Below are 23,918 nucleotides of genomic sequence, written 5' to 3'. Positions count from 1 at the left end.
ACTCAAAAAGTTGAAACCCCAAAAAGCGGTGTTTTGTTTTTTTCGCCCGCAATTTCCCGCACTAGCTTAGGCACCAAATATCCAGGTAGTCTGGCTAAAACCTCTGCATAAAGTTGATTTATGTACTCTGGCGATCGATCAAAGTGATGAGCGCCTTTAACTTTATCAAGTACATGTAAATAGTAAGGCATTACGCCTGCGTCAAATAAGCGGTAGCTTAAATTGACCAATACATCTGCAGTATCATTTACCCCTTTCAACAATACTGCTTGATTTAGTACAGTGATTTGTTCCTTGACTAACTCAGAAAGTTTGCTGCAGGTAAAATCATCTAATTCAGATGCGTGATTTGAGTGTACCACTAGAATAATGCGCAGCCTACTGTTTTTTAATATAGAAATCAGCTCTTCGTCGACACGGTTGGGGATTACAATCGGAACCCGTGAATGAATTCTCAAAAATTTTATTTGAGGCAGTGTCTCTAGGCGGTCAATCCAGAGTTTTAATTTCCGATTTGACAAAGTTAAGGGGTCACCGCCGCTTAAAATGACCTCATTAATGTCGGGCTGGCTTAAAATGTATTGCTGAATGTTTAGCCAATCTTCACTTTTTGGCAGATTTTCCTGATAGGGGAAATGGCGTCTGAAACAATAGCGGCAATGCACTGCACATGCGCCAGTCAGTGTCAGTAAGAAACGCGATTGATATTTATGCAGTACACCGGGCTGCTGGTTAGCCTGCTCTTCGCCTAATGGGTCTGTCACATAGCCTGCATGATCTTCTAATTCTAAATGATGCGGCAGAACTTGAAGCAATAGCGGATCGTGCGGATTTCCCGCATTCATTTTGGCAGCAAACGCGCGCGGAACACGCAGTTTAAACTGTTCAGAGGCAAGTATAGCGCCTGACAATAATTGATCAGGTGAAAGCTTAAGCGTCTCCAGCAGGTCTAAAGGATCAGTAATTAAGTCACTGAGTTGTGATTGCCAGTTTTGCTCTTGATACAAATAGTTTATCATGCCACGTGTTATATAATGCTAGGTTAGGGATTGCAGGCAATTCATATGACCTAAATAAGTGTTATTAGGCTAAATTGTCTCGATTAGGGCGCGAACTTAGTCAATGGGTTTGCCATTGTCAATTTTTTCGTTCATTTGCAGATAGTTTACCTTTAAGCCGAAGGTTCAGGGTCATTTTTTACGTTGCTTCGCTGTGTATTGCTCATTTAGAATACTAAACATCACAATATACGCATTGCTTTCGGTTAAAAACTTCGCTGTCAAAAAGCTAATGTATTAGCAGAATTCCTTCGCATTCATAGATTAAACTAGTAAGTTTGGAGTGCCAGTCATGGCCTATTATTCTACAAATGATTTCAAGTCAGGCCTTAAGGTTATGCTTGACGGAAACCCATGTTCAATCATGGAAAATGAATACGTAAAACCTGGTAAGGGCCAAGCGTTCAACCGCGTGAAATTGCGTAACCTGCGTTCAGGTAAAGTGTTGGAAAAAACATTTAAATCTGGCGAATCTCTAGAAGCTGCAGACATCCAAGAAGTAGAAATGAACTACTTGTATAACGATGGCGAAATGTGGAACTTCATGGATCCTGAATCTTTTGAACAAATTGCTGCAGACAAAGTTGCTATGGGCGACGCTGCAAAATGGTTAAAAGACGACTCTAACGAATTGTGCACAATCATGCTGTTCAATGGTGTTCCATTGAACGTAAGTGCGCCGAACTTCGTGGTATTGAAGATCGTTGAAACTGATCCAGGTGTTCGCGGTGATACATCAGGCGGCGGCGGTAAACCTGCTAAGCTTGAAACTGGTGCAGTTGTACGTGTTCCATTGTTCGTACAGCAAGAAGAAAGCGTTCGTGTAGATACTCGTACAGGCGATTATTTAGAACGTGCATAATGGTTTTAAAATAGACTATTATTGGAAGGGATGATGAAAATCATCCCTTTTTTTATGCCAAAGTCTTACATGAAAAGTAGAACATCAGGAGTAGAGTCGCAAGGGAAGAAACAGCAGTACCTCGAACAAGAAAAAATTTAAAGCTGATTTAATGCAAACAGATATGAGGGATTGAAATGGAATCTATTCAAAAAAAGTCAGGACCATTTTCCAAACTTATTTGGATTTTGGTTGCAATCGTGGGCGCAGTATCCTTTGGGATACTTGCCGTCAGCCGCGGTGAGCATGTGAATGCCGTATGGCTTATTTTGGCAGCAATCTGTGTATACAGCATTGCATACCGCTTTTATAGCTTATTTATCGCCACCAAAGTTTTTGAACTCAATCCGCGGCGTTTAACGCCAGCGCATCGGCTGAATGACGGCTTAGATTATGTGCCGACCAATAAAAGCGTTTTGTTTGGGCATCACTTTGCAGCCATTGCTGGCGCTGGACCTTTAGTCGGGCCGATTCTCGCTGCGCAAATGGGTTATTTGCCGGGGACACTCTGGCTTTTAATTGGTGTGGTGCTGGCCGGTGCGGTACAGGACTTTTTAGTACTGTTTATCTCGACGCGCCGTGATGGACGTTCGCTGGGTGAAATGGCCAAGCAGGAACTGGGTTCCTTCGCTGGTGTGATTGTCATGCTGGGTGCTTTAGGTGTAATGATCATCATCCTTGCTGTATTGGCCCTAGTGGTTGTCAAAGCATTGACCAATAGCCCTTGGGGTGTATTCAGTATTGCTGCGACGGTGCCAATTGCAATTTTTATGGGCATTTACATGCGTTTCCTGCGCCCAGGTAAAATTGCTGAAGTTTCAATCATTGGCTTTGTGCTGATGATGGCCGGCATTATTTATGGCGGCGATATTGCACAGCATCCATACTGGGGCCCATTCTTTACCCTGAGCGGTACGGAGTTAACCTGGTGGCTGATTGGTTACGGCTTTGTTGCGTCAGTATTGCCTGTATGGTTATTGCTTGCGCCGCGTGATTATTTATCAACGTTCTTAAAAATTGGTGTAATTGCAGGTTTGGCGTTCGGCATTATGGTGGCTATGCCTATGCTGAAAATGCCATCAGTTACGCATTTTGTAGATGGAACAGGTCCTGTATTTGCAGGCTCTATGTTCCCATTTTTGTTCATCACCATTGCCTGCGGCGCAATTTCAGGCTTCCATGCATTAGTCTCTTCAGGTACAACGCCAAAGTTAGTCAACAACGAAACAGATATTCGCATGATTGGCTACGGCGGCATGCTGATGGAGTCATTCGTTGCGATTATGGCAATGATTTGTGCAACTGTGCTTGAGCCGGGTGTTTATTTTGCCATTAATGCGCCTGCGGCCGTACTGGGTACAACTGTAGAGTCTGCAGCTGAAGCAGTGCGCAATCTTGGTTTTGTCGTTACGCCAGAAACGCTTAGCCTACTGGCGAAAGAAGTGGGTGAAAACTCGATTCTGTCACGTACAGGAGGCGCACCGACTTTTGCTATTGGTATGGCGCATATCATCACGGAAATTTTTAATAACCGTTCAATGATGGCGTTCTGGTATCACTTTGCAATTCTGTTCGAAGCATTGTTTATTTTAACTGCTGTAGATGCGGGTACACGCGCATGCCGTTTTATGGTGCAGGATACTGTAGGTATTGTTATTCCTGCAGTGAAGAACTCTCATAACTTCTTTGGTAACTTGCTGGGTACAGCGGTTGCAGTTGCTGGCTGGGGCTTCTTTGTTTATCAGGGCGTAGTCGATCCGCTGGGTGGCATTAACAGCTTATGGCCGCTGTTTGGTATTGGTAACCAAATGCTGGCAGCAATGGCGCTGATTTTGGGTACAGTGATTTTGTTCAAAATGAAGAAAGAAAAATATGTGTGGATCACAATTATTCCAACCATTTTCCTTTTCATTACCTGTATGACTGCAGGCTGGCAGAAAATCTTCCATACAAACCCGAAAATTGGTTTCTTGGCGCAGGCCGACCGCTTCAATGCTGCAATTGCTAAAAATGAACTTTTGGCGCCAGCTAAAACCATGGCGGAAATGCAGACCGTGGCGATGTCTAATCAAATCAATGCGGCCTTATGCGCATTCTTTATGATTGTTGCTGTCGTAATGCTGATTGCTGCTATAGGCGTGATCCGCAAAGCATTAGCCAGCCCAGTGCCAACAGTGAAAGAATCAGAAGCAGTTTACCGCGATCCTGAAGATATTGTCGCATCGAATCAGCACTAAGCAGGAGATGGCGATGAATCTGAAATTTGCAAAAAGTGGTAAAACGGTGATTTATAAAATCATCAAAATGACCATCATGTCGCAAAAGGATTTGATCCTGAATCCTAAAAATTGGTCACGTATTGCAACGCTTTGGCAGCGTCTGCAGCAGAGTTTTCGTTTGATGGTGGGTGTGCCAGATTATCAAAACTATCTGGAACATATGAAAAAGCATCATCCGGATTTAGAAGCAATGGATGCAAAAACATTTTACCGTTACTGTGTGGATGCGCGTTATCCATCTGCAGGCGGGAATATGAAGAAATGTCCTTGCTGATCAATGTTTAAAATAAAAAATGCGCCTTTCGGGGCGCATTTTTTTATGGCTTAAGTTCTTCGATTGGAATGCAGGCTGTATTACTGATTTTGCGCTCTAAATACCCTGCTGCCGAAGCAATGTGCTTTAAATCGAGAACATGACCTGATAATTGTATTTATTAGTGCGCATTTTCATATCAAGTTGTGCGCTGGCAACTTTGCGTATTGTGAAAAAGCCTGTATGTTTAAGCCTGATGATGCTTTTGTATTTTTGGGGAATTAAAGTGTTTTTGGGAAAAGAAAATTCTAAAGAAGTCATGACCGTAGAAATGGATCAGCAAAAGCTGGCTTCGCTATATCCCAAAATTCAACAATTTATCACTCAAATTAATTACATCATTTTAGATAAGCAACAGCAGACCAGACTGGCTTTATGCAGTCTGATTGCAGGCGGGCATGTTTTATTTGAGGATTTGCCGGGTTTGGGCAAAACCACATTGGCCAGCAGCCTATCGCATTTGGCAGGGCTGTCTTTTCAGCGGATTCAATTTACCAATGATATGCTGGCCAGCGACGTAATTGGCATCAATATGTTTAATCAAAAAGAACACAGTTTTGAGTTTAAACAAGGCCCGATTTTTACTCAAATTTTACTGGCGGATGAAATTAACCGCAGCAGCCCGAAAACCCAAAGCGCTTTGCTGGAAGCCATGGAAGAAGGGATTGCCACGGTAGATGGAGTGCGCTATGTATTGCCGCAGCCATTTTGGGTGATTGCAACGCAAAATCCGCTGTTTCAAAGTGGGACATATGCTTTGCCTGAGTCGCAGCTGGATCGTTTTATGATGCGCTTAACCATGGGCTACCCATCACGTCAGGCAGAAAAGACTTTATTGCAGCAAAGCTCCCGCCAAGCGCTCATCGCGCATCTGCCGCATGTATTTACGGAGCAGGATATTTTAGATTTACAGCAATTGGCTGTGCAGATTCATGTTGCTGAACCAGTATTGGAATATCTGCTGGATTTAGCCGCAGAAACCCGTAAAAGCCAGCATGGGCTCTCAACCCGAGGCGTACTGGCGTTGAAAAAAGCAGCGCAGGCGCATGCTTTAGTTGAGCAGCGCAGTTTTGCAACACCAGATGATGTTCAGGCTGTTTTTAATGCTGTTGTGGCGCATCGTATTGGAATGAGTGAAGCTGAAACCACCCAAATTATGCGGCGTGTAGCTGTTGCCTAAGCCGGCTGTATAGGGAGTCTGTCCGTGGGATTTGCATGGCAAAACTGGCTGTTTAAGCGTTTTAAATTTCAGGGTGAAAAAAAGCTGAAAGAGAGTGATGTGCTGATCTTTATGTATCAGCAGGGTTATCTTTTTGCGGTGCTGATTTTAATCACCTTTATTGCAGGAATAAATTACGCCAATAATTTGATTTTGGGTTTTTGCTTTTTAATCAGCGCCGTGCTTTGCATCAGTTTTTATCTGACTTTTCAGCAGCTTTATGCCTTAAAAATAGAAGTCCATTGCCAAGAAGTAGGGCAAGTTGGCGAAGAATTGCATCTGGATTTTTATTTTAGCCAGATGCACAAAAAATCCCGCTATTTATGGCTAAAAGCAGATGATCAGCTGCATAAGCTTGCGCTCAATGATTTAAAGCAATCTTTTCAGTTGAGTTTTTTAGCAGATGCGCGCGGGCAGTTTCATTATCCTATGATCCAAATTTTTTCAGTTTATCCCTTTGGCCTAGTGCGAGCTTGGACATATCTTAATCTGCAGTCCTTTAGCTGGGTTGCGCCGCAATCGTCGATGGCGGTGCCTGAAAATAAAAACATGCATCACCGTTTTGAACAGGATGTCGATGAGTTTCGTGAGTTAAAGGCATACAGTGAAGGACAGTCTTTACAAGCAGTGTCGTGGAAGCATGCTGCGCGGGGGCAGGGTTTATATATAAAAGTCTTTGAGCAGTATCAAGAGCAGCATGAGGTTGAAATTCGTTACGATTATATGCCAAGTTCCTCCCACGAGGAAAAACTCAGCTTGATGATGGGTCTGGCGGAACAGTGTGATCATTTGAATTGCGCATACTCATTATATTTGCCTAATGTGCAGCTGCCGAGCGCTTCCGGTGAGAAGCAGCTGCATCAAGCCAAACTTCTTTTAGCGCAGGCTGAGTGATGATTGCAGTTTCGGTTCGAATTTCTATGCTGATCAGCTTGGCATTATTGCTGGCAGCGCAAGCGCTTTTTCTATCACCAGCATTAACTGCAGTACTTGGGTTAATCTGGCTGTACTTGCTTTATGCAAATTTAAAGCCCAATCGAAAAATCAAAAAAATATGGACTATGCTGCTGATTGGCTTGGCCTTGGCGAGCATTTATTTCAATCATAAAACCTTTATTGGGGTGGATGCAGGTGTTTCGGTTTTAATGACCTTTTTATTTGCAAAAGCCTTAGAAACCAAAAATCAGCGTGATGCAATTATTCTGTTTAATTTCGCTCTATTTGTGAGCGCCAGTTCATTTTTATTTAGCCAATCTTTTCTGATGGCAGTCATGATTTTAGGCTGCTTAATCAGTAATTTTATAGGGCTTTACCGCATACAAACCAGTGCATTCGCAACACAGCAGACAGCAGTATGGCATTCGCTGAAACAGGATTCGGCAGATGTCGCTAAATGCATTGTCTATGCGCTGCCATTTTTTGTTTTACTGTTTCTATTTTTTCCGCGTCTGCCGCCTTTGTGGCATATCCCGATTCCTGAAAATAAGGCTGTAACAGGTATCAGTGACAGCATGTCTCCGGGCGAGATAGCTGAGCTTTCACAATCGAGTGAATTGGCTTTTCGGGTGCTAGGCGATATGCGGTATTTGCCTGCACGTACAGAGCTGTATTGGCGGGCTATGGTTTTAGATGACTATGATGGACAGCGCTGGACCAGCAGTCCATTAAATCAGCAGATTATCTCCCCTGATCAGCTTAGTGCATTCGCTGCAGAAAGCATTTGGCAATATCAATATTTGCCTGCTGACCCCAAAGTACAATGGATTATGGGCTTGGAGCAGTCACTTCCGCAGGGAAGCCGATACTTGTTGGGTTTCGATGGGAGGATTACACCGCGGCGCATGACATTGAAGACGGATCCGATAGCGTTGCATTGGATACAGCAACAGGCGCTGCCGCCGTTGAATCCGCAGCAAATCAAATGGATGCAATTGCATAATACCGCGGTGCAGCGTGGATTGGATTTAAAGGCGCAGCGGCTTGCACAGCAGCTTTTTGCTAAAAGTCAGAATAACACAACGATCTATATTCAAAATGTGCTGGCTTGGTTCAAGCAGCAGGGGTTTGCATATACTTTGACGCCTGGTGTACTGGGAGACAATCGGATAGACGTTTTTTTATTTGGAACGCGGCAAGGTTTTTGTGAACATTATGCTTCGAGTTTTGCGATGCTGATGCGTTATGCAGGAATCCCAGCACGCGTGGTGGTTGGCTATCAAGGCGGGCAATTAGCCCCAGATCAGCAAAGCTGGGAAATCCGCCAGTTGGATGCCCATGCATGGACTGAAGTGTGGGTAGAAGGGAAATGGGTACGTTATGATCCTACTGCAATCATTGCACCCAACCGTATAGATCAAGGCATGCAAAATTATTTAGAGAATGATCAGCATGCATTTGGCAGCAGCCGTTCGAATTTTGCTTATCGTCAATATGCTTTCATGACTAAAATGCGGATTTGGAGTGATTATGCCAGCTATCAATGGCAGAGCAAGATTGTTGGTTATAATGCTGAATCGCAGCTCAATTGGTTCCAGAAAATAGGTTTAAATTCTGTCTATTCTGGGGTAATCAGCCTAATGGTTGGTATATTCAGTTTAGTTTTGCTTTATTTTACCTATATCTTCTGGAATTCTAGACAGCGTAGGTCAGTTTTGGATCATGCCATTGTTCAATTTAATGCCAAGCTGAAAATAGAATTGCAGCAAAAGAAGGGGGAAACATTTTCTGCTTGGATGGAGCGTTTGGCAGATCATGTGCCAGCAGATGAAAAACAATATTTTCTGCAGCTCAAGACAAAATATGAGCATTATCGGTACATGCCGAATGGGTCGGAGAGTATAGATATTCAAGAAATTACAGGTTTGCTTAAAACTTGTTCATCTGTGATTAAAAAAGTGATGAAAAATCTTGTCTAACGAAATAAAAATGAATATTATGCTTGAACTTCAGGTGTATAGCTCAGTTGGTTAGAGCGCTACGTTGACATCGTAGAGGTCTCCAGTTCGAGTCTGGATATACCTACCAAAATATTTCAAAGCCCTACACGTTATTTTTATTAACTTGTGGGTCTTTTTTTGCAAGAAATTTGACAGAAATAGTTTGGAATTTGTGCATTTTAATAAAAATAAGCCAAGACCGTTAGAATAGAATTATTCAAGCTCAGAAAAAGAAGTGAGGCTTATCGAATTGAAATTATGTTTGATGGCAATCGCCATTCAGTAATGCGCGATAGTGAAAAGAATTTGAACAATAGGCTGTTCTAAAAAATAAAAGAATTATTTTGGCTATGCACCTAGTGATGTGAAGCTATTTCATTTTTTGTGCTTTTTAAGACGACCCGCTTTGACTATTTAATAATGACTTAAATTTACGCATTGAAGAGCTAAAAATTAGGTTACCTAAAAGTGCTTCATTTTGTGAAAAATAGCTGCAGGGATGGTTGAAAATTAAATAGCCTAAAAATTGATAAAGTATTTTTTTTTTGCAGTTCCCAAGAATGATTAAACAATTGCGTTGCCTGCTATACTTCTAATTTTAGCAGCTTCGGAAGGTGCTGCATAATATGCCAAAATTTTAGGATATTAAGAATATTTTCACTGCTTGCCCTTGGTCAGGCATATGGCTTAACTATTGCGATAAAAGTGAGTTTAAAATCTCTAGACTGTTTAATAGCACGCCAATTGATGGGCTTTTCTGCTGCTTAAAATGGTATGATTACAACAATACTTAAGTACTTGGTTACATGTCAGAATCTTACAGATACATTTATACTCATTTTAGTACATTTGGTTCCTTGCCTACCTATAAGGTTTTTTTAGATGAAGTCGGTGGAAGAGTAAAATTTATATTTGCAGATAATAGCTTTATGTATGGAACTATTTCTGATTGGGGACTGAGACATTCGGGCCTCAATAAGCGACATAGCTTATGGTCTGATGAACCTAAATCATTTCTCGAAAGTGAAAAAAATAGGCTGCTAAAATATAGACATTCACATCCCGAGTTTGTGACGGAAATTAATAATAGTCATGTTTAAATTACTATAGATTTCCTGCAAAATTTAAAAGACTTCATTTAAAGTTTGCTTAGTTCTTGTATAAGGCGTATAAAGGTACCTCGTTGATGCGGGATGGAGCAGTCTGGTAGCTCGTCGGGCTCATAACCCGAAGGTCGTTGGTTCAAATCCAGCTCCCGCTACCAACGAAAAATTAAAAGTTTATATACCTGCTTTCTAATAAAGCAGGTATTTTTTTTGTGTAAAAATAACCTAAATAAATGATGCTCTAAACACGACAGAACGTACATCAGCGCACAAGACATAGTTAAAAGCCTAACCCAAATGTTAGGCTTTTTTGTGCCAGCTGTTTAATCCCATCTGCTTTAAAATGAATTCAGCCAGCGCCAATAATCCTATGCTCCAATTTTTTTAAATGTCCATTTGGCCGCTATGACGAAATCGAAATCGAGTACTTAAGACTGATGGCAAAATTAAATTGAGGCGCAATTGTTCAAAAAAATGTAATTTAGCTCGACCTATTACGTTATTCTAGACTTATTGGATTTCTAAGGTTGGCAGGGTTTTACTTTTAAAACATTCAGCTAAAATATAGTCATGAAAAGACCGTATAGACGAAAAGCAATTTCAGCATCTGTTTGGACTACAGAGCAGGACATCTTTCTAATCGAAAACAGTTCACGAAATTTAAGTGAGCTTAGTGCGCAGCTGCCATACACTGAGGAGCAGATTGCCGAACGTAAGGAATTACTTGGTTTGATCAGGCGTGAGTGGCAAATGAGACAGAAATTTTAAATTTTTGTTTAAAAAAAATAGTGATTTATTAATCATTTTTGTCATTGATGTTTCTTTGCATTTCATTGAATAATTAATCAATAATTATAAAGATGGAATAACAAAATGATGGCCAGTAAATTACCAATTCTACTATTCTTATTGTTTGCAGTTATAGTATTTCTCTCAGTTACATTTTATTCTGAACGTAAGCGCGCACGGAGCGAAGAGATCAAGAAGATCATTCAAGAAGCTGAACAAAGTCTGGATCAGTCACGGATGAATTCGCAGTATAAAAAATCGATTTAAAATACTTAATTTGAAATATTTTGCCAATCCTAGCTTTTGTAACTTTAAACAGGTAAGACTTGAAAATAGCTTGGGTTTGCCTAATTGAAATCAATGTATAAATTTTATAGCCAGCTATCTATGTGTGGCTTTTTATAAATAAATAGCCACATTAATTGAGCAATTTAGAGAAATTTCATAGCAGCATTTTATTGTGTGAAATATCTAGAAAATTCAAAAATGATGAGTGGAATAGATTTTTTGAAAGTATTGCCAGCAAAATTGAAATAAGATTTTAGACTTAATTGATAATTTTGCGATATTCATTCCGCCGTTTGAAGATAAAAGTGAATTGATGTGATTGAAAACGTTCTACTCTGAACGCCATAGACTCATCATTAAATATTGAGCAGCCTTATCAGCTGATCGGTAGAACTTCCTTTTATTTTGATATCAAAGGGAGTGGAGTAATTGCGGCACTAATGATAGGAACGGCAGCTTGAGCAGGTTATTGATTGCCGCAGTTGCAGACATAACAGAGCTTGCTTTAGGGCTCGATATTTTAATAGCGGATTTAGGTGAACGAAAAAGGCTTCTAATGCTAGAGCTTGGGAATTGGCACTCGAAGCAAGGTATAAATTTTGACCTAAACAAATTCAAGCCCTATATTGGAGTGGGTATTATGTTTGCTTACTTTAATGACATTAAACCTGAGTCGGCAACTGGTTCAGATTTGAAAGCAGCCGTTTATATGATTCAAAATAAGTAAGACGTAAAATCAGGTCAATTTTTGAGGGGCGGCAACTGCAAATACAATAAAATAAAGGCTGATCCAAATACAGTAATTGCGTCAAGAGAAAGCCCTCAATTGAGGGCTTTCGTGACAGTACAGCAGAGTTTAAGCTTCAATCCAATTATCTTTGACTTCTTGAGAGTCTTTAATGAGTGTAATTTTATTGTCGGTAATTTCACCAACCCAGGAAGCAGGGATTAAGTGGTGGTGACCATCCCCATGCTTTGTCAGCTTAATTTGATCAGAGCCTTGCATGTGGTCGACTTCACCTACTTTAGTTCCGCAAGAAGCAATTACATCTGCATGTTTCTTAATATTTTCAACATTAATAGTAGTCATTTGATTACTTTCCTATCTAAATGTGATTGAAAATTTAGCCTATACGAATTCTTTAGTGATAACTGATTTTGAAATAGAAGGGATACAAAGTGGATATTATACTTACGGTCTAATACAGATAACTTACATTGTATTATTTAGAAATAAGTCCCCCATATGAGGACTTATTACATTTTACTTATGCTTGGTTTTTATCAGATCGGATAAATCAAAACCTAATGATTGCGCATAATTCAGATATTCATCAATCGTGGCTTGTTCGGGATTTGCTGTTCTGCTTAAGACCCAAAGATACTTTTTATTTGGTGAACCAACTAAAGCAGTTTGATAATCGTCATCAATTTTCAATACCCAATAATCGCCGCGGGCTACAGGAATCCAGCGGATCGCTTTGGGTAAAAAGCTGACTTTTAATTTGGAGTTGGCAGGAGAATTTTGAACAGATGCCTCACCAATAGACTGGTTTAGCTTACCATCTGCACTGTAGCAGCTATTATCAACTTTCACGTTGCCATTTTCATTTAACGAATATTTGGCAGTAACGTTGTAATCACATTTTTTTTGGAAATATAAAGGTTTTCTGGCAACTTCATGCCATGTGCCTAGATATTTATTTAGATCAACCTGTGATACAGCTTTGACTTCTGGGACGTTTGCATTTGCTGTAGAAAGTAAGGAACCCGCTATTAATACAGCCCCGCCGGCTAAAAGGAGCTTACGCGTTATTGAATTCATGTAAAGCCTGCTTTAATTTGAAAGTTAATTAATTACTATAAAATGATTTTAAACATATTTTGTTTTTTTATGTATTATGTATTTAACAATTTTAATTGAAAAATTTATGTTTATAATCATTTAAATACATAATTTTAATTTAAAAATAATAATATTAGTTATTTTAATAATTTATCTATATTATTGATATGTATGGTTTTAAATTAATAATTTTCCTATAGTATTTAAAAATATGATAATTCGTCGCTTTAGGTTTGATCGTGAAAAATAGCCCTGATGTATATTAATCTCAATTAAATGGTGTTAAATAATAAATATTCATCATATTTTTAAAATGAAGGACTATTTTTAGGAAGGAGATCCATGGAGGTAATAAATGTATATTAAATAGCGTGTAGTTGCTTGATGCGAAGTACACAAATTTTTAATTGCCGACAGAAAATATTCAAATAGTGACAGTTCCAGATAAAGCGAGCTTAATCTCAAATAAGGACATTATTTACCATGGGGATGATATTGTTGTTAATTTGAGCAGTATTTTAGATATGGACATCGGAACGAAGTGATTACTGAATAAAAAGTGGTTTTTTATTAAACATTTTTCTTTTCGTCAATTAAAGCGCAAAGTGAAGAGCCGCATGTTATAAAAAATATTGGCTACCATTTTATAGAAGTAATCAATTACCTTAAAAAAGTTTGCAGAACAAAGATAAAGGAGAGCTTTATGTAGATGAAGTCCATCTATAGACATGCTTTGCATGCTAAGTTTTTCCAAGTATAGCTATACATGCATTGCGCAGCATCAGGCAAGCTAAATACATATTTTGTGTCTATTGAGGGATGAAAATATATGTTGTATGAGCTATGCCATATCGGAAGCATAAAAAAGGAAAGGGTCAAATTGTCAACTTAAGACCTTGATCCTAAATTTGAGTTGAAAATACTTTCACATGAGTGAGACTTGTTGCTGCAGAAAATAGAACGACTTTTCGTGATTTTTTATAATAAAAACAAAGCTGGATTGCCAGTTTGGGATATTTGAACCGCTTAATAGCATTAGGCGAAAATGCAAATTTTTCAAAAGTGATTCATATTAAACTTGATTTTTACACGAATTAATGTATCATTAGGACAACTAGAAAAAAAGTATTGTTTAGTAAATTTTCTTAAAGTATCGCAGTTTTAGTCATAATCCTCCGTTTTTTTTGATATTGAGCTTATCTTATATTATTTTCAAAGTTATGTAGCTAATCTAATGCTAGCTATGAATTTCTACAAATCAATAGGAAATTATTATGTCTAATACTGTAACCGGTACTGTTAAATGGTTTAATGAAACTAAAGGTTTTGGCTTCATTCAACAAGAATCTGGTCCAGACGTTTTTGCTCACTTCCGTGAAATTACTGGCTCAGGCTTCAAAACTTTGCAAGAAGGCCAACGAGTATCATTCAGTGTAGTAGAAGGTCAAAAAGGACCTAATGCTGTAAATATTGTAGCTCTGTAAGTCTTTGTAAAAAATAAGAAAGCACAAAATTGTGCTTTCTTTTTAAATTTAAAATTAAATAAATCGGTGTAATTAATTAATACTCTCAATCATGTAGCAACCTCTCAAAACGGTACTGAAATCTTAGTATCTTTAATACCTTTAAATAAAATTCAAAATACGCGTAAAGGCTTTAAAGCCATTGAAGTCGGTAAGCGTGTACTTCTCGAATCTGGGATTATCGTCGATCTAAATTTAGACGGACAAACCTTCTATACCTCTTTAAATAAAATGTTTAAATTAAATTTTAAAGCAATGTAATTTTATTAAAATTGAATGTAGGTGAAAAAATGTTTAAAAAAGAAATCACAGTAAAAGATCAGTTTGGCGAACAATATGCAGTAGAAGCTGCAATTGAAAAGCACCGTAATGGTCAAGAATCATCACTCTCACATTTAAAATACATTACGATAGATGGCGAGGATATTCGTCCTGGTTTTGATATGTGTTTTCAAAGTTTGCTGAGTGGCAAAATTTTTAAATTAATTTAGTAGTTTTGAAGGCTTTACAGTATAAAGATTTATAAGTACGAGCATTCCTAAGTCACTCAAATTTAAGTCCGACTTGGGTATGGTTCTTCATAATTTTGTGAATTTATTAATACTTTAAATATTCGCATGTGCTTTATAGATATAATTTGAAAAGAGTTTTTTGATTATCCTATCGCCAAATAATTCAATCTCATATATTTTTGTTTCAAACAAACTTCGACAATAATATCTAGTCATTTTTCAGACTTTCCAGCCTAAACCTTAACCGTTCTAATCAGTTCATTTCTTTATCGAGAGTGAACTTTTGTATTTTTCCACGGTTTCACCTTTGTTCTTGGCTGAATCACCGCATGTTATTGTTTATCTGCAATCGTCTTTTTTTGTATCATAGACACCATCGATATATAACAATCTGCGTCTCTTCTGGAATTTAATCGAATAAATCAGCAACATTGTTTGTGGTGCACTGAATTGCCTGTATCAGCAAGGTTTTAGCATCGATATCAATGTGGAGTTTACGAGATTGCCGCTGGTATTCAGGGTTATGTTTCTTGCACTTTTATTCGCTATGACCTAGAGGCTTAAGCCAGTAGAGTTGATAAGCAAATGAATTCCGTTATTACCATTCTTAATAGCTGACCTCAATTTCAATATTTTTTGTTTTCTACTTAGCGTCAAGTAGTTCTGGCTGTCCAATCTAAAACACAAAGTTTAATGAGACTCTAAACAACGCCTGTAAGCATAGGTTAAGCGCTTCGATAATAAAGGTTTAATCTTGTGGCAACATTGGGTAGTTGCATCAGCATAAATTTGTTTTCGTCCTTGTTTGCCTTTGGTATTTAGATCAAACCAAATCAAGTATTTCCTTGATTAATCAATTTTTGATTATAGAAAGACCAATGAGTATGCGAAAGATTTTAGGTAAAGCCTATTCATACGAGCAATATATTGTGGAATAAAACCCCAATAGCAGGTTTGTGCAACAAGACAGTATATATTTAAAAAAATTAAAAGAATGACTGATTTGGATGGGGGCGGAAAATTTCGCGATTTAAAAAATTCTGCTTGAGAATGGAAGTATATTGAAGCGGTGATTTTTATAGTAATTATAAAAATCTGCTTATATTTTTTGTATAAGCAGGGATTAGCCATTTGACTTCAATATTCACTGAGTAAGTAAAAAGTAATTAACTACTTACGTAAAATCATTAATGTTGCAGTGGCGTGAGCGTAAATTTTACCATTTTCATCAACAATTTTGCCTTCTGTACTTACGATGGTACGGCCTGCGTTGATCAATGTACCTACACCTAAATAGGTTTTTCCAGCCTGCATAGGTCTGATCATCTTAATGTTTAAATCAATAGTCGCAAAGCCAACGCCCGTGTCCATTAAACTATGTGCGGCAGCACCGGTCACGCTGTCTAGAACAGTTGCGCAAAATCCGCCATGAATTCCGCCTTGAAGGTTTAAATGTTCTTCATTTGGTGTAGTTTCATAGATGATTTTTCCAGTTTCTGCCTGAACCAATTTCATCGGAATGACTTTTGCCATCGCAGAATGAGGAATACTGCCGTCAATTAATCCTTTAAGCGTGTCTAGTCCTGAAAGCTGCTGTGTGGTCATGCGGTTCCTTTACATGAAAAGTTGAATAATTTAATTCAATATTATCATATTTGATTTATAGTTTTGTATAGTGAAATAAAACAATTTAAATGATTTAATTTTGTGCTTCATATAAACAGACTTTGTAGATTATAAGGGTGCAGAATGTGGAACCTGTTTCTGAAAGTACATGCATTTTATTGCAAATACTGAAAGCTTAGCCCTATACAGACATCGTACTAGAATTAAAAAAAGGAGCGCAAAGGCTCCTTTAAAATGAATGGATCTGTTGAAATTACATATTATTCAAAGTTAGACCAATATTACTTACCATATGAATCAGACGTGGGCCAATTTCATTTTCTAATTTTTCTTGATTCAATAAATAGCTCGGCGCACCGCAGTTAAAAACTAAAATGCCGTGCTTAGAGTGAATCAAAGGTACAGCAACAGAGTTCACATCTTTTGCCCAATCGCCAATCGATAAGCAATAGCCATAGTCTTGATAATCGCGCACAGCGCGTTCTAAATTCCGTTTAATGGTTTGCCAGTTGTCTTCATTGCGCTTTTTAATGGCATCAAATAAGTACTCACGTTCTTTCACTTCCATGGCGGCCAAACATGCACGGCCCATAGAGGTGGAGTGGATTGGCAGGGTAGAGCCAATAGGGCGGCGCATGGTGAGTTTTGCGTCAGTATCAACCACTTCAAGATAAATCATGCTTAAACGGTCACGAGTTGCCATGGCCACAGGCGCTTGCGCATAGCGTGACATTTCTTCCATAAAGGGATGCGCTTGGGTACGTGCGGAAATGTTGGAAAGGGCAGCATAACCTAAAGCCAATACGCCAATGTCCAGTAAATATTTTGTGGTATTTGGAAGCTGCTTTAAATAGCCAAGCGAAACCAGAGTGCTGGTAATACGTGCAACAGTTGGCTTTGGAAGATTGGTTAACTGCGCAATTTCCTGATTGCCTAAAAGCTGATTCGTTGATGAAAAGCAGCGTAAAATTTCAAGGCCGCGTGCAATTGACGCAATAAATTGCGGATTATTTTCACGATGAATATGTGAAATCGGATCTAATCGAATTTCATCTAAGTGTGTACTGTCGACGAATTTATTTTTTGTCATATTAAAAAAGTTAAAGAGGATTGAGCGCATCATAACAATATAATTTCACGATGCAAAATAAATATCTATATATGGAATTATATTATAGATAAGCGGAGGTTTGAGCTATTTTTGAACAATCCTAAAAAATGGAAAGTGTGAACCACCATTTTTTAGGTCGTATATACGTTTCTTTTAGGTGATATGCGCGGTAAAAACCCGCAGCTTATGCATTTGTATTTTGAATAACCATAGCTAAACCTTGGCCCACACCAATACAGAGGCTGATGACTGCATATTTTTGTCCTGTGCGCTGCAATTGGCGGGCAACGGTTAATGCTAAGCGTGCACCCGATGCGCCTAATGGATGACCGACAGCAATTGCGCCGCCATTGGGGTTTACACGAGGGTCATCCAGTGCAATATCTAACCCTTTTAGACATGAGAGTACCTGCGATGCAAAGGCTTCATTAATTTCAATAATGTCCATATCGTCTAAGCTGAGCCCAGCACGTGCAACAGCTTTTTTTATCGCTTCAATGGGGCCTGCGCCCATAATACGTGGTTCAACACCTGCTGCGGCGGCAGACAGAATTTTCGCCATAGGCTGCATACCATATTGCTGCTGTACAGCTTCACTACCAATTAAAAGCGCGGCTGCACCGTCATTGACGCCAGATGCATTTCCAGCAGTCACCACGCCATTTGCAAATAAAGGACGCAATTTTTCTAAGGCACTCAAATCAGAGGCTGGGCGAGGGTGCTCATCTTGTAAAATGACTTTAGGCGGCAGTTTTCGGCCTTGTGAAACTTCAACCGCTGTAATTTCATGATCAAAAAAGCCTGCTTGTTTGGCTGCTTCATATTTGGCTTGAGAGGCTGCAGCAAAAGCATCGGCTTCTTCGCGGCTGATGCCAAATTCAACAGCAACATTATCGCCAGTTTCAGGCATGCTGTAGCTGCCAAACTTTTGTTCAATGAGCGGATTAGGAAAGCGTGCGCCAATGGTGGTATCAAAAATTTTAGCTTCACGGCTGTAGGCACTTTCTGCTTTTGCCATGACAAATGGCGCACGTGTCATAGATTCCACACCGCCTGCAATATATAAATCGCCTTCACCGCAGCTGATGGCGCGGGCGGCATCAATGACAGCCGCTAGGCCTGAAGCACATAAGCGGTTAACCGTTTGGCCAGGCACAGTCACGGGTAATCCTGCAAGTAAAGCGGCATGGCGTGCAACATTACGGCAGTCTTCTCCTGCCTGATTGGTATTGCCAAAAATCACATCTTCTACATCTGCGCCAGGAATACCTGTTTTTTCGATTAAGCGTCGAATGACTAGAGCGGCCAAATCATCTGGACGGACTGAAGCCAAAGCACCTGCATGGCGGCCAAAAGGAGTGCGTAATCCATCATAAATATAAGCATTGAGCATTTTCTTTCCTTGAAATTAAGCAGTAAATGTTAAAGATTGATTTAGTTTGACGCGGCGCTGCAGCCATGGGCTAGGGCGGTAGCGAGGGTCTGCGGTAATTTGTGTCATGCGCTCAAGCGTGAGCAGTATTTTTTCTTTGCCTAAAGTATCACCCCAACTGATCGGCCCTTGCGGATAGCCTAAGCCTAAATGTACTGCCGCGTTAATATCATCTACGGTTGCTATGCCTTGCTGCGCAATATCGCAGGCCAAATTAATCACCATGGCAATAACACGCTGTGCGACAAAACCAACACTTTCTTTAATCACGCTTATTGAGCCGCCATCTAAATTAAACATGCTGTGTGCAGCTTGGATCATTTCAGATTGTGTAATCAGACTAGGCATGAGCGTACGGTGGCTGTTCAAACCATTAATTAAATCAATAGCAACTGTTCTTTCGGCATCAAGATTTAAGCGCTGTATGACCGAACTGGCATCTTCACCATAGGTCGCGGTTAAAATGAGGCTGTCCGCTGCTGGTGTTTCGTGGAGATCTAACTGAATATGCTGCGCAGTCAGATAGTTAACCAGTGTTTGGCGGTCTTGCTCAAAGTCTGCCGCAATCCAAACCGCAGGATATGCAGCCTGTTTTTCTAGCAGTATAGATTGCTGTTCTTGGCTTTTTTTCCCATCAGCATAGGTATAAAAGCCCTGTCCAGTTTTGCGTCCTAGCTGTTTAGCAATCAGCATTTGCTTGGTCAGCACATTTGGACGGTAGCGCGGCTCTTGATAGTACTGCTCATATACAGATTCCATCACAGGATGGGAAACATCTAAACCTGTTAAATCCAACAGCTCAAATGGGCCCATTTTAAAGCCGAGGCTGAGTTTTAAAATGCGGTCAACTTCATCGATAGAAGCCACTTGCTCATTTAGAATTTTTAAGGCTTCTGTGCCATAAGCGCGCCCAGCATGATTAATAATAAAACCAGGCGTGTCTTTGGCTATAACAGGACGGTGGCCCATTGTATGCGCAAGCTTCGAAAGCAGTTCTACAATGTGCTGATCTGTGCGGATGCCGGGAATGACTTCAACCACTTTCATTAATGGCACTGGGTTAAAAAAATGATAGCCCGCGATCCGTTCGGGATGGCGGCTTTCAGCAGCAATTGCGGTAATGGACAGTGAAGAGGTATTTGAGGCAATGATCGTGTCTGCAGGCAAAAGATCTTCTAACTGCTGCATTAACTGCTGTTTAACAGTTAGGTTTTCGACGATGGCCTCAATAATTAAGTCGCAGGTTTTTAGCTCAGTCAAAGCTCCTGCAATGACCAATTGAGACATGGCTTGTTCTGCTGCATCTGCAGTGAGTTTATTTTTTTCAACCAATTTATCCAGTGTGCTGCTCAGCCGTGATTGTGCGGCAAGGGCGGCACCTTCTTTGGCATCGAATAAAATAACTTGATGATTGGATTGCAGCGCAATTTGGGCAATTCCAGTACCCATTACACCTGAACCGATTATGCCAATAGTGCGGATTTCAGTTTTCATTGCAGTAAATGTCCTTATTGAATGTACTGATTCAATCAGCAGATGAGGTTATCTTTATTTGCCTTGATACTGCGGATGGCGTTTTTCTATAAAGGCATTCATCCCTTCTTTCTGGTCCTGCGTATCAAACAGCAATTGGAATGATTTACGCTCTAAGCTCAAGCCGGCATTTAACGGCACATCTTCAGACATCAGCGCCACTTCTTTAATATGTTCTAAGGCAATGGGCGGCAGGCGGGCAATGCCTTTTGCCATTTTAATGGCAGTATTTAAAGTTTCACTGTCGGCAACCACTTGAGAAACCAATCCTATTTGAAATGCTTCAGCTGCTGGAACCAAGCAGCCTGTTAAGATCATGCGCATCGCATGAAATTTGCCGACAGCGCGAAACAGGCGCTGTGTGCCTCCCGCACCAGGCATGACACCGACTTTGACTTCTGGCTGGCCAAATTGCGCAGACTCACCAGCAATAATAATGTCTGCATGCATGGCCAGTTCGCAGCCGCCGCCAAGCGCATAACCGTTTACAGCCGCAATAACAGGCTTATGATAATTCGCAATGGCTTGCCAGTAGCGCTCTGTATGGCGCAAATACATTTCTGTGCTTTGCGCAGCAGCCAGTTCCTTTAAATCTGCACCAGCGGCAAATACATCTTCGCCGCCTGTCAGTACGACAGCTCGAATGTCATCATTTAAAGCCAGTTCATTAAAAATTTGAGCCAATCCTTTACGCACGTCGGTATTCAGGGCATTTTTAGCTTCAGGGCGTTGAATGCAGACCATTGCAACACCGTCGCCTAGGCATTCCACTGTTACTGATTGTTTCATTATTAGTCCATTTATTTCGCTATACGGAATTATATTTTTTACTAAATTAATGCTATTTAAATAAAAACTCAATATTTTTGTCTTCAGAAAATAATATTTAATGTTTTTCTTGCTGTTTTTGTAATTTTATGGTTATTTATTTCGTATTGCGAAATAATATAAATGGGTAAAGGAATTTACCAGAAAACGGAAAAAAGGAGCCTTAGCATGATTCGTGATCCTGAAATGCTGGAACAATTACTGTCGACGATTCGTGATTTTGTAAAAAATGAATTGGTGCCGCGTGAACATGAAGTAGAAGATAGCAACGCGATTCCAGAAGATATTGTGAATCAAATGAAAGAGCTGGGACTTTTTGGATTAACTATTCCAGAAGAATACGGCGGCCTTGGCATTACCATGGAAGAAGAAATTCTCGTTGCCATGGAAATGGGGCGTACCTCTGCAGCTTTCCGCTCACTGATTGGCACCAATAATGGCATTGGTTCAAGCGGCATTTTGATTGACGGCACTGAAGCGCAAAAACAGAAGTATTTACCGCGCTATGCCAGCGGCGACATTATCGGTTCATTCTGCTTGACCGAGCCAGATTCAGGCTCAGATGCTGCAGCCTTAAAAACTTCTGCGGTTAAAGACGGCGAGTACTATGTGTTAACTGGCACAAAACGCTTTATTACCAATGCGCCACGTGCGCAAACTTTTACAGTAATGGCGCGAACAAACCCGGAAATTAAAGGTGCAGGCGGCATTTCAGCGTTTTTAGTTGAAGCAGGTACTGCAGGACTGTCTTTGGGAAAAATTGATAAAAAAATGGGCCAGCACGGTTCATATACTTGTGATGTGATTTTTGACAACTGCCGCGTGCATCAGGATCAATTGATTGGCGGTGTAGAAGGCATTGGCTTTAAAACGGCAATGCGCGTATTGGATAAAGGCCGTTTACATATTGCAGGCTACAGTGTCGGTATGGCGGAGCGTATGCTGGATGATGCGCTGAATTATGCGGTAGAAAGAAAGCAGTTTGGACAGCCTATTGCGAATTTTCAGCTCATTCAAGGCATGCTGGCAGATTCTAAAGCGGAAATTTATGCATCTAAATGCATGGTTTTAGATGCTGCCCGTTTACGTGATGCGGGACAGAATGTCACCACTGAATCTTCATGCGCAAAAATGTTCGCAACAGAAATGTGCGGACGTGTAGCAGACCGCTGCTTGCAGATTCATGGCGGTGCTGGCTATATCAGTGAGTATTCAATTGAACGCTTTTACCGTGATGTGCGCTTATTCCGTTTGTACGAAGGCACAACACAAATTCAGCAGATTATTATTGCACGTGAAATGATCAAACAGGCAACAGCTTAAGCCGATTGAAAAGGAAAACAAGACATGTCGACAAATGCAAAATTTAATTGGAAAGACCCGTTTTTATTGGAACTGCAGCTGACAGAAGAAGAACGCATGATCCGCGATACTGCGCATGCATACTGCCAAGACCGCCTGCAGCCGCGTGTGCTGGAACAGTTCCGCCATGAGCAAACCGATGCTTCAATTTTCCGTGAAATGGGTGAGCTTGGCCTTCTAGGTCCAACTATTCCAGAGCAGTACGGCGGTGCAGGTCTAAACTATGTCAGCTATGGCCTAGTGGCGCGTGAAATTGAATATGTTGATTCGGGCTACCGTTCAATGGCCAGCGTACAAAGTTCTTTGGTGATGGTTCCGATTAATGAATTTGGCTCAGAAGAACAAAAACAAAAATACCTGCCAAAACTGGCGACAGGTGAATACATTGGCTGTTTTGGTTTAACCGAGCCTGACCATGGTTCAGATCCTGGCAGCATGATTACTCGTGCCAAAAAAGTAGACGGCGGCTACCGCTTAAGCGGGGCGAAAATGTGGATTACCAACAGTCCAATTGCCGATGTATTTGTGGTGTGGGCCAAAGAAGTATCAAAAGAAGGCAATGTTGGCGACATTCGCGGATTTATTTTAGAAAAAGGCTGGGAAGGCCTGTCTGCACCTGCAATTCACGGCAAGGTGGGTCTACGCGCATCCATCACAGGTGAAATTGTGATGGACAATGTTTTTGTCCCGGAAGAAAACGCTTTTCCAGAAGTACGCGGTTTAAAAGGCCCATTTACTTGCCTAAACAGTGCACGTTATGGCATTGCTTGGGGCGCAATGGGCGCAGCAGAATTCTGTTGGCATACGGCACATCAATATACGATGGATCGCAAGCAGTTTGGCCGTCCTTTGGCAGCGAATCAGCTGATTCAAAAGAAGCTGGCAGATATGCAGACTGAGATTGCGTTGGGGCTACAAGCTGCACTGCGTTTTGGCCGCATGAAAGACGAGGGCATTGCCGCAGTAGAAGGCACATCACTGATTAAGCGCAACAACTGCGGTAAAGCACTAGATATTGCCCGTGTAGCGCGAGACATGCTGGGCGGCAACGGCATTTCAGATGAGTTTGGTGTGGCGCGCCATTTGGTGAACCTTGAAGTGGTGAATACCTATGAAGGCACGCATGATGTACATGCGCTGATTCTTGGCCGTGCGCAAACAGGGATTGCAGCCTTCTGTAATTAATATTTTTTGAAATTAAATCAGCCAGCTTTTGCTGGCTGATTGTGTTAGGTATAGAAATTTTAAAATATGCA

21 protein-coding genes, 2 tRNA genes and 1 pseudogene are annotated in these 23,918 nt (G+C 40.5%); 15 read left to right on the top strand and 9 right to left on the bottom strand.

Annotated elements, in window-relative coordinates:
* Positions 1 to 2: 2 nt before the first annotated feature.
* A complete protein-coding gene (gene epmB / locus B9T34_RS06110; protein ID WP_086212273.1) occupies positions 3 to 1,019 on the bottom strand; it encodes an EF-P beta-lysylation protein EpmB in 1,017 nt (338 codons plus the stop codon).
* A gap of 331 nt (positions 1,020 to 1,350) precedes the next feature.
* On the opposite strand from epmB, the gene efp reads away from it, so the two are divergent.
* From efp to B9T34_RS06050, 10 genes are all read left to right on the top strand, one after another.
* Positions 1,351 to 1,920: an elongation factor P gene (gene efp / locus B9T34_RS06105; protein ID WP_086177406.1), complete on the top strand. Its 570-nt coding sequence runs from the start codon at positions 1,351 to 1,353 to the stop codon at positions 1,918 to 1,920.
* Positions 1,921 to 2,096: 176 nt separating this feature from the next.
* Entirely contained in the window at positions 2,097 to 4,196 is a 2,100-nt protein-coding gene (locus B9T34_RS06100) for a carbon starvation CstA family protein (protein ID WP_086212272.1), read from the top strand.
* Positions 4,197 to 4,209: 13 nt separating this feature from the next.
* Positions 4,210 to 4,512: a YbdD/YjiX family protein gene (locus B9T34_RS06095; RefSeq protein WP_086212271.1), complete on the top strand. Its 303-nt coding sequence runs from the start codon at positions 4,210 to 4,212 to the stop codon at positions 4,510 to 4,512.
* Positions 4,513 to 4,822: 310 nt separating this feature from the next.
* The gene (locus tag B9T34_RS06090) at positions 4,823 to 5,731 is read left to right on the top strand and encodes an AAA family ATPase (protein ID WP_416202703.1); all 909 of its coding nucleotides are present in this window, start codon (positions 4,823 to 4,825) and stop codon (positions 5,729 to 5,731) included.
* 24 nt (positions 5,732 to 5,755) lie between these two features.
* Complete coding sequence (locus B9T34_RS06085) at positions 5,756 to 6,664, top strand: DUF58 domain-containing protein (RefSeq protein ID WP_086212270.1); 909 nt, start codon at positions 5,756 to 5,758, stop codon at positions 6,662 to 6,664.
* Complete coding sequence (locus B9T34_RS06080) at positions 6,664 to 8,685, top strand: transglutaminaseTgpA domain-containing protein (RefSeq protein WP_086212269.1); 2,022 nt, start codon at positions 6,664 to 6,666, stop codon at positions 8,683 to 8,685. Before B9T34_RS06085 ends, B9T34_RS06080 begins: the two co-directional genes overlap by 1 nt.
* 32 nt (positions 8,686 to 8,717) lie before the next feature.
* Positions 8,718 to 8,794: transfer RNA gene (locus B9T34_RS06075), tRNA-Val, on the top strand.
* Positions 8,795 to 9,893: 1,099 nt separating this feature from the next.
* A tRNA-Met gene (locus B9T34_RS06065) sits at positions 9,894 to 9,970 on the top strand.
* A gap of 412 nt (positions 9,971 to 10,382) precedes the next feature.
* Positions 10,383 to 10,580, top strand: coding sequence for an acyl-CoA thioesterase (locus tag B9T34_RS19010; RefSeq protein ID WP_086212267.1), 198 nt, complete (start codon positions 10,383 to 10,385; stop codon positions 10,578 to 10,580).
* A 766-nt stretch (positions 10,581 to 11,346) separates the two neighbouring features.
* Positions 11,347 to 11,616, top strand: a complete 270-nt coding sequence (locus tag B9T34_RS06050; RefSeq protein WP_139841252.1) for a hypothetical protein — start codon at positions 11,347 to 11,349, stop codon at positions 11,614 to 11,616.
* A gap of 129 nt (positions 11,617 to 11,745) precedes the next feature.
* On the opposite strand, the gene B9T34_RS06045 is transcribed toward B9T34_RS06050, so the two are convergent.
* The gene (locus tag B9T34_RS06045; RefSeq protein ID WP_086212264.1) at positions 11,746 to 11,979 is read right to left on the bottom strand and encodes a DUF2171 domain-containing protein; all 234 of its coding nucleotides are present in this window, start codon (positions 11,977 to 11,979) and stop codon (positions 11,746 to 11,748) included.
* Between the two features lie 174 nt (positions 11,980 to 12,153).
* Positions 12,154 to 12,714, bottom strand: coding sequence for a lipocalin family protein (locus B9T34_RS06040; protein ID WP_086212263.1), 561 nt, complete (start codon positions 12,712 to 12,714; stop codon positions 12,154 to 12,156).
* A gap of 1,295 nt (positions 12,715 to 14,009) precedes the next feature.
* On the opposite strand from B9T34_RS06040, the gene B9T34_RS06035 reads away from it, so the two are divergent.
* The 3 genes from B9T34_RS06035 to B9T34_RS06025 all read left to right on the top strand — a co-directional run bounded on the left by B9T34_RS06035 (position 14,010) and on the right by B9T34_RS06025 (position 14,749).
* A complete protein-coding gene (locus tag B9T34_RS06035) occupies positions 14,010 to 14,219 on the top strand; it encodes a cold-shock protein (protein WP_086212262.1) in 210 nt (69 codons plus the stop codon).
* Positions 14,220 to 14,294: 75 nt separating this feature from the next.
* A complete protein-coding gene (locus B9T34_RS06030; protein ID WP_086212442.1) occupies positions 14,295 to 14,519 on the top strand; it encodes a hypothetical protein in 225 nt (74 codons plus the stop codon).
* Positions 14,520 to 14,548: 29 nt separating this feature from the next.
* Positions 14,549 to 14,749, top strand: a complete 201-nt coding sequence (locus B9T34_RS06025) for a hypothetical protein (RefSeq protein ID WP_086212261.1) — start codon at positions 14,549 to 14,551, stop codon at positions 14,747 to 14,749.
* Between the two features lie 114 nt (positions 14,750 to 14,863).
* Here B9T34_RS06025 and B9T34_RS06020 read toward each other — a convergent pair.
* The 6 genes and pseudogenes from B9T34_RS06020 to B9T34_RS05995 all read right to left on the bottom strand — a co-directional run bounded on the left by B9T34_RS06020 (position 14,864) and on the right by B9T34_RS05995 (position 21,261).
* A pseudogene (locus B9T34_RS06020) lies at positions 14,864 to 15,665 on the bottom strand (IS5 family transposase).
* Positions 15,666 to 15,940: 275 nt separating this feature from the next.
* The gene (locus B9T34_RS06015) at positions 15,941 to 16,375 is read right to left on the bottom strand and encodes a PaaI family thioesterase (protein ID WP_086212260.1); all 435 of its coding nucleotides are present in this window, start codon (positions 16,373 to 16,375) and stop codon (positions 15,941 to 15,943) included.
* A gap of 274 nt (positions 16,376 to 16,649) precedes the next feature.
* A complete protein-coding gene (locus B9T34_RS06010; protein WP_086212441.1) occupies positions 16,650 to 17,486 on the bottom strand; it encodes an IclR family transcriptional regulator in 837 nt (278 codons plus the stop codon).
* Positions 17,487 to 17,691: 205 nt separating this feature from the next.
* On the bottom strand, positions 17,692 to 18,900 hold the full coding sequence (locus tag B9T34_RS06005) for a 3-oxoadipyl-CoA thiolase (protein ID WP_086212259.1): 1,209 nt from the start codon (positions 18,898 to 18,900) through the stop codon (positions 17,692 to 17,694).
* A gap of 15 nt (positions 18,901 to 18,915) precedes the next feature.
* On the bottom strand, positions 18,916 to 20,433 hold the full coding sequence (locus tag B9T34_RS06000; RefSeq protein WP_086212258.1) for a 3-hydroxyacyl-CoA dehydrogenase: 1,518 nt from the start codon (positions 20,431 to 20,433) through the stop codon (positions 18,916 to 18,918).
* A gap of 54 nt (positions 20,434 to 20,487) precedes the next feature.
* Positions 20,488 to 21,261, bottom strand: a complete 774-nt coding sequence (locus B9T34_RS05995; RefSeq protein WP_086212257.1) for an enoyl-CoA hydratase — start codon at positions 21,259 to 21,261, stop codon at positions 20,488 to 20,490.
* A gap of 207 nt (positions 21,262 to 21,468) precedes the next feature.
* On the opposite strand from B9T34_RS05995, the gene B9T34_RS05990 reads away from it, so the two are divergent.
* Positions 21,469 to 22,623 carry an acyl-CoA dehydrogenase family protein gene (locus B9T34_RS05990; RefSeq protein WP_086212256.1) on the top strand — a complete coding sequence of 385 codons (1,155 nt, stop codon included), beginning with the start codon at positions 21,469 to 21,471 and terminating at the stop codon, positions 22,621 to 22,623.
* Positions 22,624 to 22,647: 24 nt separating this feature from the next.
* A complete protein-coding gene (locus tag B9T34_RS05985; RefSeq protein WP_086212255.1) occupies positions 22,648 to 23,847 on the top strand; it encodes an acyl-CoA dehydrogenase in 1,200 nt (399 codons plus the stop codon).
* Positions 23,848 to 23,918 lie beyond the last annotated feature (71 nt).

The organism is Acinetobacter sp. ANC 3813 (assembly GCF_002135435.1).
GTDB lineage: Bacteria > Pseudomonadota > Gammaproteobacteria > Pseudomonadales > Moraxellaceae > Acinetobacter.
Note: the sequence above shows the minus strand (reverse complement) of the source record. Positions and strands in the feature narration are given on the sequence as shown.

Bases quoted from the DNA above. Each gene is read 5' to 3' on its own strand.
- epmB (WP_086212273.1), bottom strand. From the start codon at position 1,019: ATGATAAACTATTTGTATCAAGAGCAAAACTGGCAATCACAACTCAGT.
- efp (WP_086177406.1), top strand. From the start codon at position 1,351: ATGGCCTATTATTCTACAAATGATTTCAAGTCAGGCCTTAAGGTTATG.
- B9T34_RS06100 (WP_086212272.1), top strand. From the start codon at position 2,097: ATGGAATCTATTCAAAAAAAGTCAGGACCATTTTCCAAACTTATTTGG.
- B9T34_RS06095 (WP_086212271.1), top strand. From the start codon at position 4,210: ATGAATCTGAAATTTGCAAAAAGTGGTAAAACGGTGATTTATAAAATC.
- B9T34_RS06090 (WP_416202703.1), top strand. From the start codon at position 4,823: ATGGATCAGCAAAAGCTGGCTTCGCTATATCCCAAAATTCAACAATTT.
- B9T34_RS06080 (WP_086212269.1), top strand. From the start codon at position 6,664: ATGATTGCAGTTTCGGTTCGAATTTCTATGCTGATCAGCTTGGCATTA.
- B9T34_RS19010 (WP_086212267.1), top strand. From the start codon at position 10,383: ATGAAAAGACCGTATAGACGAAAAGCAATTTCAGCATCTGTTTGGACT.
- B9T34_RS06045 (WP_086212264.1), bottom strand. From the start codon at position 11,979: ATGACTACTATTAATGTTGAAAATATTAAGAAACATGCAGATGTAATT.
- B9T34_RS06040 (WP_086212263.1), bottom strand. From the start codon at position 12,714: ATGAATTCAATAACGCGTAAGCTCCTTTTAGCCGGCGGGGCTGTATTA.
- B9T34_RS06035 (WP_086212262.1), top strand. From the start codon at position 14,010: ATGTCTAATACTGTAACCGGTACTGTTAAATGGTTTAATGAAACTAAA.
- B9T34_RS06025 (WP_086212261.1), top strand. From the start codon at position 14,549: ATGTTTAAAAAAGAAATCACAGTAAAAGATCAGTTTGGCGAACAATAT.
- B9T34_RS06015 (WP_086212260.1), bottom strand. From the start codon at position 16,375: ATGACCACACAGCAGCTTTCAGGACTAGACACGCTTAAAGGATTAATT.
- B9T34_RS06010 (WP_086212441.1), bottom strand. From the start codon at position 17,486: ATGACAAAAAATAAATTCGTCGACAGTACACACTTAGATGAAATTCGA.
- B9T34_RS06005 (WP_086212259.1), bottom strand. From the start codon at position 18,900: ATGCTCAATGCTTATATTTATGATGGATTACGCACTCCTTTTGGCCGC.
- B9T34_RS06000 (WP_086212258.1), bottom strand. From the start codon at position 20,433: ATGAAAACTGAAATCCGCACTATTGGCATAATCGGTTCAGGTGTAATG.
- B9T34_RS05995 (WP_086212257.1), bottom strand. From the start codon at position 21,261: ATGAAACAATCAGTAACAGTGGAATGCCTAGGCGACGGTGTTGCAATG.
- B9T34_RS05990 (WP_086212256.1), top strand. From the start codon at position 21,469: ATGATTCGTGATCCTGAAATGCTGGAACAATTACTGTCGACGATTCGT.
- B9T34_RS05985 (WP_086212255.1), top strand. From the start codon at position 22,648: ATGTCGACAAATGCAAAATTTAATTGGAAAGACCCGTTTTTATTGGAA.